General features: G+C 41.6%; 13 protein-coding genes. 4 read left to right on the forward strand and 9 right to left on the reverse strand.

The genetic code is table 11. The features are described 5' to 3' along the window. Positions 1 to 34 precede the first annotated feature (34 nt). From rpoD to rsmD, 5 genes are all read right to left on the reverse strand, one after another. Entirely contained in the window at positions 35 to 1,882 is a 1,848-nt protein-coding gene (gene rpoD / locus SJY38_RS00795) for an RNA polymerase sigma factor RpoD (RefSeq protein WP_004588628.1), read from the reverse strand. 124 nt (positions 1,883 to 2,006) lie between these two features. Then, positions 2,007 to 3,758, reverse strand: a complete 1,752-nt coding sequence (dnaG, locus tag SJY38_RS00800) for a DNA primase (RefSeq protein ID WP_024031414.1) — start codon at positions 3,756 to 3,758, stop codon at positions 2,007 to 2,009. Positions 3,759 to 4,130: 372 nt separating this feature from the next. Continuing rightward, positions 4,131 to 4,577 (reverse strand): GatB/YqeY domain-containing protein, encoded by a 447-nt coding sequence (locus SJY38_RS00805; RefSeq protein ID WP_377109102.1) that lies wholly within the window; start codon positions 4,575 to 4,577, stop codon positions 4,131 to 4,133. A 20-nt stretch (positions 4,578 to 4,597) separates the two neighbouring features. After that, positions 4,598 to 4,813 (reverse strand): 30S ribosomal protein S21, encoded by a 216-nt coding sequence (rpsU, locus tag SJY38_RS00810; RefSeq protein ID WP_002957797.1) that lies wholly within the window; start codon positions 4,811 to 4,813, stop codon positions 4,598 to 4,600. 145 nt (positions 4,814 to 4,958) lie between these two features. Further along, the gene (rsmD, locus tag SJY38_RS00815) at positions 4,959 to 5,564 is read right to left on the reverse strand and encodes a 16S rRNA (guanine(966)-N(2))-methyltransferase RsmD (RefSeq protein WP_004588625.1); all 606 of its coding nucleotides are present in this window, start codon (positions 5,562 to 5,564) and stop codon (positions 4,959 to 4,961) included. 207 nt (positions 5,565 to 5,771) lie between these two features. Between rsmD and ftsY the strand changes: the two genes are divergently transcribed. From ftsY to rpoH, 4 genes are all read left to right on the forward strand, one after another. Next, complete coding sequence (ftsY, locus tag SJY38_RS00820) at positions 5,772 to 7,706, forward strand: signal recognition particle-docking protein FtsY (RefSeq protein WP_377109104.1); 1,935 nt, start codon at positions 5,772 to 5,774, stop codon at positions 7,704 to 7,706. Positions 7,707 to 7,938: 232 nt separating this feature from the next. After that, positions 7,939 to 8,616 carry a cell division ATP-binding protein FtsE gene (ftsE, locus tag SJY38_RS00825; protein ID WP_004588623.1) on the forward strand — a complete coding sequence of 226 codons (678 nt, stop codon included), beginning with the start codon at positions 7,939 to 7,941 and terminating at the stop codon, positions 8,614 to 8,616. After that, a complete protein-coding gene (gene ftsX, locus SJY38_RS00830) occupies positions 8,613 to 9,599 on the forward strand; it encodes a permease-like cell division protein FtsX (RefSeq protein ID WP_004588622.1) in 987 nt (328 codons plus the stop codon). Before ftsE ends, ftsX begins: the two co-directional genes overlap by 4 nt. Positions 9,600 to 9,859: 260 nt before the next feature. Then, on the forward strand, positions 9,860 to 10,723 hold the full coding sequence (rpoH, locus tag SJY38_RS00835; RefSeq protein ID WP_004588621.1) for an RNA polymerase sigma factor RpoH: 864 nt from the start codon (positions 9,860 to 9,862) through the stop codon (positions 10,721 to 10,723). Between the two features lie 153 nt (positions 10,724 to 10,876). Here the strand turns inward: rpoH and SJY38_RS00840 are convergent, their stop codons facing one another. The 4 genes from SJY38_RS00840 to gpmM form a co-directional block, all read right to left on the reverse strand. Continuing rightward, positions 10,877 to 11,638, reverse strand: a complete 762-nt coding sequence (locus SJY38_RS00840) for a divergent polysaccharide deacetylase family protein (RefSeq protein ID WP_256851388.1) — start codon at positions 11,636 to 11,638, stop codon at positions 10,877 to 10,879. Positions 11,639 to 11,835: 197 nt separating this feature from the next. After that, on the reverse strand, positions 11,836 to 13,101 hold the full coding sequence (locus SJY38_RS00845) for a S41 family peptidase (protein WP_377109105.1): 1,266 nt from the start codon (positions 13,099 to 13,101) through the stop codon (positions 11,836 to 11,838). Between the two features lie 36 nt (positions 13,102 to 13,137). Beyond that, positions 13,138 to 14,277 carry a murein hydrolase activator EnvC gene (locus SJY38_RS00850; RefSeq protein WP_004588618.1) on the reverse strand — a complete coding sequence of 380 codons (1,140 nt, stop codon included), beginning with the start codon at positions 14,275 to 14,277 and terminating at the stop codon, positions 13,138 to 13,140. Between the two features lie 3 nt (positions 14,278 to 14,280). Further along, positions 14,281 to 15,825 (reverse strand): 2,3-bisphosphoglycerate-independent phosphoglycerate mutase, encoded by a 1,545-nt coding sequence (gpmM, locus tag SJY38_RS00855; RefSeq protein ID WP_004588617.1) that lies wholly within the window; start codon positions 15,823 to 15,825, stop codon positions 14,281 to 14,283. Between the last annotated feature and the right edge of the window lie 134 nt (positions 15,826 to 15,959).

Here is a 15,959-nt window from a genome sequence, read left to right on the forward strand (position 1 = left end):
CAGCGGCCTTTTTTAGTTTATATGAAGCGCTAAATTATTTAGCGTCTAAAAAGCTTTTTAGTAAATCAGAGCGAGAAGGGTGGCGTAATTTACGCAGTGCTTTCGCTTCTATTTGACGAATACGCTCACGTGTTACGTCAAACTGTTTACCTACTTCTTCTAAGGTGTGGTCGGTATTCATATCAATACCAAAGCGCATACGAAGTACTTTAGCTTCACGGGCTGTAAGGCCTGCTAGCACGTCGTTTGTTGCGCCACGAAGAGATTCCATAGTTGCCGAGTCGATTGGCGAATCAATAGTGGTATCTTCGATAAAGTCACCTAAGTGCGAATCTTCATCATCACCGATTGGTGTTTCCATCGAAATTGGCTCTTTGGCAATTTTAAGTACCTTACGGATTTTATCCTCAGGCATCATCATGCGTTCTGCTAATTCTTCAGGATTTGGCTCACGACCCATTTCTTGTAACATTTGACGAGAGATACGGTTAAGTTTATTAATCGTTTCTATCATATGTACCGGAATACGGATTGTTCTTGCTTGGTCAGCAATTGAGCGGGTAATCGCTTGGCGAATCCACCACGTAGCATAAGTCGAGAACTTATAACCACGGCGGTATTCAAACTTATCTACCGCTTTCATCAAGCCAATGTTACCTTCTTGGATTAAATCTAAGAACTGTAAACCACGGTTTGTGTATTTTTTAGCAATTGAGATTACAAGACGTAAGTTAGCTTCAACCATTTCTTTTTTCGCACGGCGCGCTTTTGCTTCACCAATGCTCATACGACGGTTAATGTCTTTAATACGCTCAATGCTTAAGCCTGTGCTTTCTTCAATTACACATAGCTTTTGGATGCAACGAATAATTTCAGGCTTCACTTCTTCAAGTTTAGCTGAATGTTTTTCGTTAGCATTTATTTCTAGGTCAAGCCACGCTGAGTCAGTTTCGTTATTAGCAAAGTGCTTAATAAACGTTTTCTTAGGTAGCTTAGCAATTTGTACCGCTTGTTTCATGATAAGGCGTTCTTGAATACGCACTCTATCCATCATTTCACGCATGTTGTTAACCATGCGATCAAACTGTTTTGGTACTAATTTAAAGGTTCTGAAAAGCTCGCCAATTTCAAAAATAGCGGCTTGAGAATCTGGGTGCGAACGCCCTTTTTCATCAAAGGTAGCGCGAGCTTTAACGTATAAATCACGTAAGTTTTCAAAGTGAATACGGGCTTCTTCTGGATCTGGGCCTGTATCTACTTCTTCTTCGTCTTCATCGTCATCGCTGTCTTTGTCATCTTCATTATCGTCTTCATCAAGTTGTTCTTCACTTAATTCAGAGCCGATGTGAGTTGCTGAGATTTGCGCTTCGTCTTCGTTAGGGTCGAAAAAGCCTGAAATAATGTCGCTTAAGCGCATTTCTTCTGCTTCAAACTTATCCCACTGTTCAAGTAGGTAAGTAATCGCTTCAGGGTATTCGGCAACAGAAATTTGTACCTGGTTGATACCTTCTTCAATACGCTTAGCGATTACAATTTCGCCTTCACGTGTAAGAAGTTCAACAGTACCCATTTCACGCATATACATGCGCACTGGGTCAGTTGTACGGCCAATTTCTTTTTCTACAGTTGCAAGGGCTGCAGCAGCAGCTTCTGCTGCGTCTTCGTCTGTCGTGGTTTCTTGCATCATTAATTCATCAGCATCAGGCGCGTTTTCGCTAACCTTGATACCCATGTCATTAATCATGCTAATGATATCTTCTACTTGATCTGAGTCGATTATGTCTTGTGGAAGGTGATCATTTACTTCAGCAAAAGTTAAGTAGCCTTGCTCTTTACCTTTTTGAATCAGAAGTTTTAATTGTGACTGAGGAGTTGGATCCATAGAGATTGTTTCTTCCACTCTGATAAGTTGATACAACAGGCGTCATCATAGAGTTAGCCTTTTAACTAACTTTAATAATGTGACGCAGTGAATAGCACAGTATAACAGTTTAAATCAAGTCTGACTAGCTGTTACTCGCTTTTAGCGCTGTCATAAGTAAATGACATTCTAGTTTTTCATCACTTGATAAGCCCTGTGTCTTGTCCTTTATTAATAGGGTCTCTAGTCGATAATTTAAACACTGATCTTCAATAAATTTAAAAGTATTTTGAAAAACAGTCTCTAAACGCTCATCACTAATTTGGTGCTGCCATGTGGCAAGCTTTACTAGCGGTTCGTAATCCTCGGAATCTCTAAATGATTCAAGTAAAACTGCTGTGTTCGCATTGTCTTTTTGCAGTGCGCGCTCTTGTAAGCGCAGTAGCAAACCAATACCCGCTATGTTCATTTGCGCCAATTCTGGCAAATGGGGCACACTTTTAGCTAACTGTGGGTGCTGAATTAAAATACCAATAGCTTGGCGCATTGGGGTAATTTTAAATTTTCGCTCAACAGCGTGTTGTTGCTTTGGTGTTTTTAAGCGGCTATTTAGTTGCTCACGCGTACGGCCAATTAATCGCCCTAACTGCTCTAAAATATTTTCTTGGTAAAATTCACTCGGAATTTTTTCAATTAACGGCAAGGCGGCACTTAATAGCTTCGCTTTGCCTGAGTCGAGTGTTAGGTCTACTTCTTGGCTAAGCTTATTAAATAACACTTTGGTAAAATCATCTGCTTGGCTTAAACGTTGCTCAAACTGTGTTTTACCTTCTTGCTGAACCAGTGAATCGGGGTCTTCGCCGTCAGGCAAAAATACAAAGTGTAATGCTTTGCCATCGTTTAAGTAGGGCAGGGCATTTTCTAGTGCTCGCCATGCCGCGTCGCGGCCAGCTCTGTCGCCATCGTAACAACAAATAACTTTGTCAGTGGTTCTAAATAGCGTATGCATATGCTCGCTTGTTGTTGCGGTACCAAGCGCAGCTACGGCATATTCAATACCTTGCTCTGCAAGTGCAACTACATCCATGTAACCTTCTACAATGAGTACATGTTCAAGCTTTTTATGTGCTTGTTTTGCCTCATACAGACCATATAGCTCAAAGCCTTTATGAAAAATGCGGGTCTCAGGTGAGTTGAGGTATTTTGGCCCTTGGTCGGCTTGCATTACACGCCCGCCAAAGGCAATAACACGGCCACGTTTATCACGAATAGGGAACATTAACCGATCACGGAAAAAATCAAACTGCCTACCTGGTGTTTTTTCTGAGGCGAGCTTAAGCTCGACCAGCTGTTCTTTTTGCTCTTTTGTTCGGCCAAGTTGTTGGCACAGCGCTTCCCATTCGCTCGGCGCATAACCAATCATAAACTTTTTAACGGTTTCGCCACTTAAACCACGCCCTTTTACATAGTCAATCACCGCAGCAGAGTTACTGTGGTGCTTTAATTGATGCTGGTAAAAGCGTGCCGTGTGTAACATTAAATCGTAATCTGAGCGCTTTTGCGCTGCCGTGCGCTCAGGTGCTGAGCTACTGCCTTTCTCGCGAGGTACGTCTAAATTTAAAAGGCTTGCGAGCTCTTCTATGGCATCAACAAATTCAAGCTTGTCGTATTCCATAACAAACGAAATAGCGTTGCCATTAGCACCACAGCCAAAGCAGTGGTAAAACTGTTTATCTTGAGAAACAGTAAACGAGGGGGATTTTTCGTTATGGAAAGGGCAGCAAGCTTGGTAGTCTTTGCCTGCTTTTTTAAGACCAACTTTAGAGTCTATTAGCTCTACAATATCTGTTCTGGCGAGTAAATCGTCAATAAAATTTCGTGGGATCTTTCCAGCCATGTTTTGTAAGTAGTCCTAACAATTGGTGAGGTGTAATTTCAACACAATGCGCGCATTTATAAAAGGGGTATTGGTAAGCTAAAAAGCTACATTATATCCATGGGCAATAATACTTAATCATTTTCAGGTACTAAACCTGACGCTAACAGCGTGCAAAGCTAGGATATTGAAGGTAGAGCAGTGCAGGCGCAGTAAGTGATAGCCCTAAATAACCTATTTTACCTAGCCCTCGATGTGCTTTTGTAGCTACACAATAAATCACTTAATTACATGCACGAGCATTACTTAAAAGCGTTTTGTTCGTCTACTTAAACGAAGAAACCGAGCACTAGGCTCGGTTTGCTTTAATCATACTTTGTGTATGTGGGAGTATTAGGCTGTTAATCGTTGCTTAATTAAACCAGAAAGCTTGCCCATATCGGCACGTCCTTCGGCTTTGCTTTTGATTATGCCCATTACTTTACCCATGTCTTGCATACCTGCTGCATTAGTATCAGCAATAGCCGCATCAATAAGGGCAACTATTTCTTCTTCACTCAATTGTTGAGGTAAAAAAGTTTCTAGTGCTGCGATCTCATTGGCTTCAATTTCGGCTAAATCTTCACGCCCAGCATCTTTGTACTGAGTGTAAGAATCACGACGTTGTTTAACAAGCTTCACTATAACGGAGGTAATACCTGCGTCGTCTAGTATTATTTGCTCGTCAATCTCACGTTGCTTGATTGCGGCAAGCACCATGCGAATAGGGTTAAGACGTTGTTTGTCTTTCGCTCTCATCGCATCTTTTTGCGCATCTTTTAGCGTTATTAAAAGGCTCATTTATACAAGACCTAATACTATTAGTATAATTTAACGCGACGTGCGTTATCGCGAGAAAGCTTCTTCATGTGACGCTTAACCGCTGCAGCTTTTTTACGCTTACGCTCAGCTGTTGGCTTTTCATAGTGCTCGCGACGACGAACTTCTGAAAGGATACCTGCTTTTTCACATGAACGCTTGAAGCGACGAAGTGCTACGTCAAACGGTTCGTTCTCTCTTACTTTAATTACTGGCATTAAAAATTCACCTACCTAAATTATGAGCGTTGCTCAAGTTGATCAAACATTGATCAAGTGGTTCAAAAATGGTGCGGTATTGTAATCCGAAGCAACACCACATGTAAAGGATAATATTAACAGAAATGCAGCGGCTTAAATAGTGTTAATTTGGCTGGCGTTGGTATAGCCTACAGAATACTTGCCCTGCTTTTTTTTCTTTAATTAACAGCCAGTTATCTGGTTGTGAAAAGCTGCTTAGTTCGGTTTCTACCTCAACATAAATGAGCGCGTCTTCGCTAAGCCATTGGTTATTTTCTAATAAATCACAGCTACTTTGCGCTAAGTTTTTACGAAATGGTGGGTCAACAAAAACTAAATTAAATGGTGAATTTGTATTCTTTTGCTCTAAATATGAGAGTGAATTAGTGTGTTTTACCTGTGCATTTTCAAGCTTTAAGGTACTAATATTTTGCTCAATTTGCTTAGCAGCCGAGGCATCTAGTTCGATAAACGTGGTGCTTTTAGCAAACCGAGAAAGCGCTTCAAAGCCAAGCCCGCCAGAGCCTGCAAAGCAATCGAGTACTGTTGCATCGCGCGTATCTTGCATTAACCAATTAAACACGGTTTCTTTAATGCGGTCTGTTGTTGGGCGTAGCCCTTCTACATTTTTTACCGGCAGTTTACGGCCACGAAATTGCCCGCTGATTACTCTAATAAAGCCGTCAGTAGATTTGCTAATTGCTTTATTTTTCGTTGTTTTTTTTCTCATTTAGGTCACTAAAAAATGGTATAAGGGATCTAGCTCAGATAATATTGTGCGTAGTTTACGTTTAGCTTCATTTTTCAACCGCATTAAAAGTGTTACTATTTAGCACTTACGTTTTGAACGGTTGTTTGGCCGGCACGCTTTGCTGAGCCACACCAAGCTATTTCAAATTTTAGTTTATCAGATTTTTATAAGTGGTTATTAGCAAGTATGGCAAAAAAAAGTAAATTCATGTCTTGGCTCGGTTTTGGTAAGTCAGATAAAAAACAAGCAGAAGCTGATAAACAACAGGCATTAGCTCAGCAACAAGAAGCTGAGCGCTTAGCGGCAGAAAAGGCCGAAGCAGAGCGTGAAGAACAAGCGCGTATTGCTGCTGAAAAAGCACAAGCAGAGCGTTTAGCAATTGAAAAGGCTAATGCAGAGTTGCTTGCAAAAGAGCAAGCAGAAGCACAGGCGCAACAACAAGCACAAGCTGCGCGTCTAGCTGAGCAAGAAGCGCAAATGCGTTTAGAGCAAGAGCGCATGGCTGCACAGCGAGCTGAGCAACAACGTTTAGACACAGAGCGTGAGCAAGCTGAGCAAGATGAAAAATTAGCAATTGAAAAAGCCAACGTTGAGTTGCTTGCGAAAGAGCAAGCTGAAGCACAGGCGCAACAACAAGCACAAGCCGCTCGTTTAGTAGAGCAAGAAGCGAAAATGCGTTTAGAGCAAGAGCGTGTTGCAGCAGAAAAAGCAGAAGCTGAACGTGTAGAGCAACAGCGAATTGCCGCAGAGCAAGCAGAAGCTGAACGTGTAGAGCAAGAGCGTATTGCAGCAGAGCAAGCAGAAGCTGAACGTGTAGAACAAGAGCGTATTGCACAAGAACAGGCAGAAGCTGAACGTGCAGAGCAACAGCGTATTGCAGCAGAACAAGCAGAAGCTGAGCGTTTAGAGCAACAGCGAATTGTTGCAGAACAAGCAGAAGCTGAACGTTTAGAGCAAGAGCGTATTGCAGCAGAAGCAGAAGCTGAGCGTTTAGAGCAACAGCGTATTGCAGCAGAGCAAGCAGAAGCTGTGCGCTTAGAACAAGAGCGTATTGCACAAGAACAGGCAGAAGCTGAACGTGCAGAGCAAGAACGCATTGCAGCAGAGGCCGAAGCTGATCGTTTAGAGCAAGAGCGCATTACGGCAGAGCTTGCAAAAGAAGAAGCTAAACTTGCCGAAAAGCCTAAAAAAGAAGGCTTTTTTTCACGTCTTAAAAAAGGGTTATTAAAAACCCGTGTAAATATAGGCTCTGGCTTTGCATCTATTTTTAGTGGTAAAAAAATAGACGATGATTTATTTGAAGATTTAGAAACACAGCTTCTTACCGCCGATTTAGGTGTTGATACCACCATGAAGCTGATTGATAGCCTTACTGATGCAGCCGATCGCAAGCAGCTTAAAGATGGCGATGCGCTCTATGACTTAATGAAGCAAGAAATGGCCGCAATGCTTAAAACAGCTGAGCAACCGCTTGAGATACATGCTGATAAAAAACCATTTGTTATATTAATGGTCGGTGTAAACGGCGTAGGTAAAACGACAACCATTGGTAAGTTAGCTAAGCAATTTCAAAATGAAGGTAAGTCGGTTATGTTGGCCGCAGGAGATACCTTTCGTGCAGCAGCCGTAGAGCAGCTGCAAGTGTGGGGAGAGCGTAACAGCATTCCTGTTATTGCCCAGCACACTGGTGCAGATAGTGCCTCGGTGGTGTTTGATGCATTTCAAGCCGCTAAAGCGCGTAATGTAGATGTATTAATTGCTGATACAGCAGGGCGCTTGCAAAATAAAGATAACTTAATGCAAGAGCTTGAAAAAATAGCCCGCGTAATGAAGAAAATTGACCCTGATGCACCGCATGAAGTTATGCTAACCATTGATGCGGGTACAGGTCAAAATGCAATTAGCCAAGTAAACTTATTTAATCAATGTGTTGGTTTAACCGGTATTACCCTCTCAAAACTTGATGGTACTGCTAAAGGTGGGGTTATATTTGCGGTTGCAGATAAATTTAATATTCCTATTCGTTACATTGGTGTTGGCGAAGGTATTGATGATTTACGCGCATTTAAAAGCGATGACTTTATTGACGCTTTATTTAGCCAAGATGAGGATGACGCTTAATACATAAAAGGGAGCTTGCTCCCTTTTTTGGTCTGCTTATCTTTTGAGATTAAACATGCGCTGCCCTTTGGGCTATTTACTTTTTATTGCTCGGTTTTACTTAGCCTTCTGGGCTATAAACCTTGCACCACGATTAAATAGCCTCTAGGTAGAGCAAATTTCAATCCTCAAAGGTCAACAGGCCCTAGCTAAGGAATTCCATTTTACTAATATGGGACTGGCATAATAAAAAATGATAAATTTTCAGCAAGTAAGTAAAACCTATCCGGGTGGGCATCGCGCTCTCGAAAAAGTTACATTTCATATTAAGCCTGGCGAACTGGCTTTTTTAACAGGCCACAGTGGTGCGGGTAAAAGTACCTTATTAAAGCTCATTAGCTTAATGGAGCGCCCCTCTGCAGGCAACGTGCTAATTAATGGTGTTGATTTAAATAAAGTTAATTCTCGGCAAATTCCTTATGCGCGCCGCGATATTGGTATTATTTTTCAAAATCATCGTTTGTTAGAGCGTTACACTGTGTTTGATAACGTTGCACTGCCGTTGATTATTGAAGGCACTCATCATAAACAAATCGCTAAACGAGTTCATGGTGCGCTAGATAAAGTAGGGCTGTTAGATAAAGTTAAATGCCATCCTTCTACACTCTCTGGTGGTGAGCAGCAACGCGTAGGTATTGCCAGAGCGATTGTAAATTCTCCGCCTATTTTATTAGCTGATGAACCAACGGGTAACCTTGACCCCGAGCTCTCTATGGAAATATTAAGGCTATTTGAAGATTTTAATAAACATGGTACGACAGTACTTATAGCAACACACGACCTTGGTCTGGTGTCGCGTTTAAAATACCGTAGCCTGACTTTAAAAGATGGCCGTATGCTTGAAGACCCACTTGCGGAGGGCACGCTGTGAGCTTGTTATTTAAAGGACGCCAAAACTCAAACGATAAACAAAAAAAATCAGCCATAGCTGGCGGTTATTTTTTTATTATAAATATTTTTCGCCAAGGGGTGCACAGTTTAGGTGAAATGTGGCGTACGCCACTTGCATCATTAATGACAATTGCTGTACTTGGGCTAAGTTTAACATTGCCTGCAACGCTTTATTTAGTCGTAAAAAACGTACAGCAAGTCAGTAGCGGGTTTGAAGAAGCCAGTGAAATATCGCTTTTTGTAAAAGAAAGTATGAGCGAACAAGAAACACAAACCTTAGTAAAGCGTTTAGCACTTTACGCCGAGGTAGAAAGTGTTGAATTTATTTCTAAGCAGCAAGCATTAACTGAATTTAAAGATGTGTCGGGGTTTGGGCAAGCTTTAGAGTACCTAGATAGCAACCCGCTACCCGATGTTGTATTAGTGACACCTACTAAGCGGCATCGCCAGCCTAATGCGGCTAAAGCGCTGCTTACAAAGCTTGAGAACGAGCGCGAAGTAGATTTTGGTAAGCTTGATATTGCTTGGCTTGAGCGCCTAAATGCATTATTAGACTTATTAAAAGAAAGCGTTATCACAATTGCTTTATTACTTCTTACCTCTGTCACGCTTATTATTGGTAATACGATTCGTTTATCGATTATGGACAAAAAAGAAGAAATACAAGTAATGAAGTTAGTAGGTGCTACCAATACGTTTATACACGCTCCGTTTTTGTGGACCGGCATTTGGTATGGCGTTATAGGGGGCTTGTTTGCATTTATTTGTATTGCCTTAATGATGTGGTGGTTAACTAGCGCAGTAAGCAGCGTTGCAGGCGTGTATCAAACAAGCTTTTCGTTAATTGGTTTAACGCTTAATGAGTTTGGCGCATTAGTATTACTAGCAACCAGCTTAGGTTTTATTGGTTCTTACTTATCGGTTAACCGATATATTAAAGAAATTGAGCCTGATAAAGTATAAGTACGGCTGCTAATGGCTGACTCAAAAATGTCATGTTTGTATATTATTATCCTCAAATGAGATTAGTTGTAAATGCGCTGTTACGCTTGCGCTAATCTCTTGCAATCCCTTAGTTCATCACTTATTCAGTCGCATGTAGTAGACTTAACATACACTAAAAAACCGCTTGATTTACGCTTAAAAAAAGTTTTAAATTGGGGTTAGCACTCTTAGAGAAAGAGTGCTAAGATGGTTTCAAATGTTTATCACCGAGGTGAAAAATGAGTAAAGATTTATACGCAATGGCACTTACAGTTGGGCAACAAAGCGCAAGTATGGACGGCTACCTTCAAGCGGTTAGCACAATTCCTATGCTTAAAGCTGAGCAAGAGAAAGAGCTAGCAACACGACTTCAAGAAGAAGGCGATCTTAGTGCTGCAAAGCAACTCATTATGTCGCATTTACGCTTTGTAGCACATATTGCTAAAAGCTACTCGGGGTATGGTTTACCGCAAGCCGACTTAATCCAAGAGGGCAATATAGGCCTGATGAAAGCGGTTAAGCGTTTCGACCCGAGTGTGGGTGTACGTTTAGTGTCTTTCGCTGTTCATTGGATTAAAGCAGAAATTCATGAGTTTGTGCTTAAAAACTGGCGCATCGTAAAAGTTGCGACCACTAAAGCGCAACGTAAATTGTTTTTTAATCTTCGTAAAAACAAAAAACGTTTAGGTTGGTTTAACCAAGCTGAAGTAAGCACTGTAGCGAATGAGCTAGGTGTGAGTGAAAAAGAAGTTCGTGAAATGGAATCGCGCATGAGCGGCCAAGACATGGGCTTTGACTTAACGGGCGACGATAACGACGACGCGCCAACAAGTACATATTCACCAGTACAATATTTAACAGACGGCTCAGCTGATTTAGCTGACGATATTGAGCAGCAACAATGGCAAGAGCAGTCACATACTCGTTTATTTAGCGCGCTTAAAACGCTAGACGAACGCTCACAAGACATTGTAAGTGCACGCTGGTTGTCTGATGACAAAGCAACACTACAAGAGCTTGCTGAAAAATACAGTGTATCTGCTGAGCGTGTTCGCCAGCTAGAAAAAACAGCGATGAAAAAGCTGCAAAGTGCTATGAGCTAATAGCGCAAAAATAGTAAAACTTAAAAAGCCCTGCATTAATATGCGGGGCTTTTGCTTTGTGGCTATAAGTATTTTAATCAACGTTTTAGCTATTAATATTGCTTTTATTAGCTTAGTTGTATGGCTTAAATATATTTAAAATACCGCCTAAAGCTACCTAGCGTTGATCCCTTTACCTTGCGCCTGCGCTAATTGTATGTATTTTTTATGCACTAGTTGCGATACCGGAACTAACTCAAAGCCTTGCTCGGTGAGCTCAGGTAGCGCTTGGCGTAAAAAGTCGATGGTTTCTGGGTAGGGGTGGGCAATCGCTATGGCAAAGTGATGTTTAGTCGCTTTATATTTTAGCTCATCCAGCCTTTGCTGCAGTTGCTCATGCGTGGTTATATTGTCTAAAAATACATGGCGGCCAATATTTTCAACCCCGATAAAATTTGCCGCATTTTGCGCTTGGCTTAAGTCGGTAGTACGGCTATCTAAAAAGAATAAATTACGTTTTTTAAGTACTTCCATAGTCCACTTCATGGCTTGGCTTTGTTGAGTGAGTGCCGACCCCATATGGTTATTAACCCCTTTTACTTGCGGTAAGCTTGCCAATGCAGTGCCTAAAGTTTTTTGTAGCTGTTCTTTATCCATATTTACGGTGAGCCCGCCAGGGCCGAGTGCTTTACCGTTTAAGGCTTGCATAGGTACATGCAATAAAAGCTCTTTATTTGCTTGGCTGGCAAGCGTGGCAAAAATTTGAGAGTAGGGTGTGTGGGGCAAAATTGAATACGACAATTGCCCTGGTAAGGTAAGAAATTCTAAATCTCGCTGATGATAGCCAATATCATCAATTACGATGGCTATTTGCTTTGCCCAAGTAGCGCTAGATACAAAGCAGATAGCCAACAACAGCCATTTTATTATTTTCACGTTTATAGTTTTTATTATCTTTTTAATTTATTAAGAGTACTTAATCTCAGCGCCGGGTAATAAAGCTATCTCAGCAGCTGTTTTTAGCGCTAACTGCGTTGAATTTACTTAAAACTTATAGCTAAAGAATAGCAGAATTTAATAGTGTTAATATTTATTCTGTTATTAAATCGCTTACCTAGAATTCAGATTATTTACTATTGCATGCTAAGTAATTGCTTAGCTTTTACTAACTGCAAGTCGCCCAGTATTTCATGTTCAAATTGTGGTGCATTTTTGTTCTGCTCATTTTTTATTATAGCGGCTTTATTTGATTGTGGAAGGGTTGCTTGCGCAATTGCTACATCGGGGGTAACTCCTACGCCTTCAATCGATACGCCCGCAGGTGTAAAGTACTTAGCAGTTGTTAATTTTAGCGCTGTATTACCATCACCAAGTGGGATCAAAGATTGCACCGAGCCTTTGCCATAAGACTGATTACCAACCACTGTAGCACGCTTATTATCTTTTAAAGCGGCTGCGAGTATTTCTGCCGCAGAGGCCGAATTTTCATTAATAAGCACCACAATAGGCAAGCCTTTAAGTATGTCGCCTCGTTTAGCGTAGTAGGCTTGATTAGCGTCGTAATAGCGCCCTTTAGTGGTGACTATAGTGCCGCTTTGTAAAAATAGATCCGCTACCGCCACTGCGCTTTGTAAAGTACCACCTGGGTTGTCACGTAAATCAATGACTAACCCTTTAAGGGGTGTGCGATAATCATTTTTAAGTGCAGCTACCTGCAGCGCCACTTCATGTAAGGTGTGATTAGAAAAATTATTTATGGCTAAATACCCAGTGCCTGAGTCGAGTAATTGGCTAGTGGCGCTTTCTAAGTTTATTTCTTTGCGGTTTACCGCAAAGCTAATTGGTTGCTGCTGCCCTGCGCGCTTTATTGTTAGTTTAACCGCGTTAAAGCGGGTATCTTTTATCAACGCAGCTACTTGCTCTAAGCTACCTGTTTGCGTGTTTATATCATTAACACTAACTATAATATCGCCCGCTAAAATACCGGCCTTTTTGGCTGGGGAGTTTTTAACAACACCAACAATAGTAATGTCACTGTCAATGTCTTTCACTTCAATGCCCACGCCAGTGTAATGGCCATTTGTATTGTTAAACAAAGCGTCTAAGTCATTTTCATTGAGGTATTTAGAATAAGGGTCTAGCTGGTCGAGTAAAATTTCTACTTGCTGATTATTAAAGGCACCCTGTGCACCTTTTGTCAGTGATAAGTCATCAACATAATAGGCTTTAATGTTGAAGAGTATTTCAGAAATTTGCTGACTTTTAAGATCTTTAACTGAGCTGGCAAGTAATGAATTGCTAAAACAAAAAATAGCAATACAGGTCAATGCGCACAATAAAAACAAATAGCGCGTACGGGAAGAGGGAAATGAGCGTGTTTGTGGTATTTTTTGAGTCATCAGCTGCTCCTAATGCGGTGCAGCTGTTTTATTCACTTAAATACGTCTGCACCATTTAACAGGATTTACTGCGCGTCCTTTGTGGCGTATTTCAAAGTATAGACCAGAACTCGACTGTCCGCCGCTTTGACCTACTAATGCCAGCGTTTCGCCTTCTCGAACCATGTCGCCCACATCTTTTAATAATGTTTGAGCATGGCCGTATAGGCTCATAAAGCCCTCACCATGATCAACCACAATAACCCAGCCAAAGCCTTTAAGCCAATCAGCAAATACAACTTGGCCATTATTAATACTGTTTACATTAGTGCCTTCTTTTGCACCAATTAACACGCCTTTCCAGTCTATGCCGCCATGTTTGCGCTGACCAAATGTGTGTTTTAGCTTTCCTTTGCTGGGCCAATTAAGCTTGCCTTTACTTTTATTAAGGCCGAGCAGTTCAATTTTTTGAGTTTTCTCTTGCTCAAGTTCTTCAATGGTGGTGATTAATGTTTGCTCGTTGTCTTTTAAGTAATTAATCGAGCTTTTAGTGCTATTAAGCTGTGCTTGTAAGTTTTTAAGGTTAGTTTGGCGCTCGCTTTGGGCATTTACTAGCGCGCTTTGGCGTCTTTTTTGTTCTTCAAATAAGGCGGCTAATTTTTGTTTGGTTTTGGCAAGTGCGGCTTGGTTTTCTGCAATTTGTTGTTGTAGTACTTTAAGCTCTTCAATTTGTTCTATGCGCGCTTTATTTAAATAGTTGTAATAGCTTAAGGTACGCTCAAATTTAGCTGTGTCTTGCTGATTTAAAAGCATTTTTGGGTAGTCGTCGCCCCCAGCCATGTAAGCACTTTTTAGCTGGGCGGCTAAAATGGCTTGAAATTGCGCGTGTTGCGCTTTTAATTGCTGTGCTTTGTGTTGCTGCGTTTGTTGTTTTTGCTCGGTTTCTTTTACTGATTGCTCAGCCATATTGAGGGCTTTGGCATTTTTAGCTATTTCTAGCTCGTGTTTTTTTAAGTTTTTTTGCAGTGCGGCAATTTTTTTTCGCTGTGCGTTGTACTCTGCTTGGCTTTGTTCTAATGCAGATTGCACTTCAGATAGGTCTTTTTTAGTGCGGCTTTCGTTAGCGGTTGCAGGGGCAACCACTAACGAAACCAATACAAATGTATAAACACTAAACCAATTTACTGGTTTGCTCATGTGTTATTTCAACGTCATGATTGGCGTGCCGGTCATTTCGCTTGGTTGCTCCATGCCCATAAGGTGTAGCATAGTAGGTGCTACATCACTTAATGCTTTGCCTTCACTTGGCGTTGCATCGCGTCCTACATAAATAAATGGCACTGGCTCGCTAGTGTGAGCGGTATGAGCTTGGCCCGTGGCAGTATTTGCCATTTGCTCTGCATTACCGTGATCAGCTGTGATAAGTGCTTCACCGCCAAACTCATCTAGCGCTTCTACCACGCGGCCTATACATGCATCAACAGCTTCACAGGCTTTAACCGCGGCTTCAAACACACCAGAGTGACCCACCATATCGCCATTCGGGTAATTACAAATAATGGCATCAAACTTACCGCTTTTAATGGCTTCAATAAGTTTGTCGGTTAGCATTTCAGAATTCATTTCTGGCTGAAGGTCATAAGTGGCAACCTGTGGAGAAGGAATTAATTCGCGTGATTCGCCTTCAAATTCATCTTCGCGTCCGCCACTAAAGAAAAACGTAACATGAGCGTATTTTTCTGTTTCAGAAATACGTAGCTGCGTTTTGCCATTTTTTTCAAGCCATTCACCTAATACGTTTACCAATGGCGTAGGGCCAAATGCGACAGGGGCATCAATATCGGCTGAGTATTCTGTCATCATTACAAATGCGCTTAACTGTGGTGATTTTTTCTTTTCGAACCCGTCAAAGCCTGGCTCTACAAAGGCACGGGTGATTTCACGGGCACGGTCGGCTCTAAAATTAGCAAAGATGATAGTGTCGCCATCATTAATTTGTGCTGCTTCAGTGCCTTGTGGCGTGATGGTGGTTGGAGCTACAAATTCATCGTTTTCGTCGCGCTCATAGGCGGCTTCTAATGCCGACACACCATCAGCATAATTAAATTCGCCTTCACCTAATGCCATTACATTGTAGGCTTTTTCTACACGGTTCCAACGGTTGTCTCTGTCCATGGCGTAATAACGGCCCACAAGAGACGCTAAGCGGCCACAATTTAGCTCGGCAAATAAGGCTTCTATACGCTCTATTGATGCTTTAGCACTGCGTGGTGGTGTATCACGGCCATCTAAAAAGCCATGAAAATATACTTCTTTTGCACCGCGTTTAGCGGCTAATTGAATACTTGCGACAATATGATCTTCGTGGCTGTGAACACCACCTGGGCTTAATAAACCCATAATATGCACGGCTTTGCCTGCAGCGACTGCTTTATCGATGTTTTCAACAAGTGCAGGAGTTGAGTCAAATTCGCCATCGTTGATTGCTTTGGTAATGCGAGTAAAGTCTTGATAAACCACACGACCAGCACCTAAATTTACATGGCCTACTTCTGAGTTACCCATTTGCCCTTCAGGTAAGCCTACATCTAAACCTGAGCCTGAAATTAATGTGCGTGGACGGGTTGCCCATAGGTTGTCTAAAACGGGGGTGTTGGCTGCAAGAATCGCATTGCTTTGCTCATCTTCGCGGTATCCCCAACCGTCTAAAATCATTAATACCAGTGGTTTTTTATGCTCTGTCATAATAGCTCCTGAAAATTAGCACCTGTTGATGGGTACTGTGCACCGAAAAGGTTACCTGGTTAGTTTTAGCATACCGTGTTTTAGCGCCAGAATCAGCACTGAGAACAAGATATTAAATTTTTTACTTACTTTCA

It is taken from the genome of Pseudoalteromonas sp. R86517 (genome assembly GCF_042466295.1).
Lineage (GTDB): Bacteria > Pseudomonadota > Gammaproteobacteria > Enterobacterales > Alteromonadaceae > Pseudoalteromonas > Pseudoalteromonas atlantica.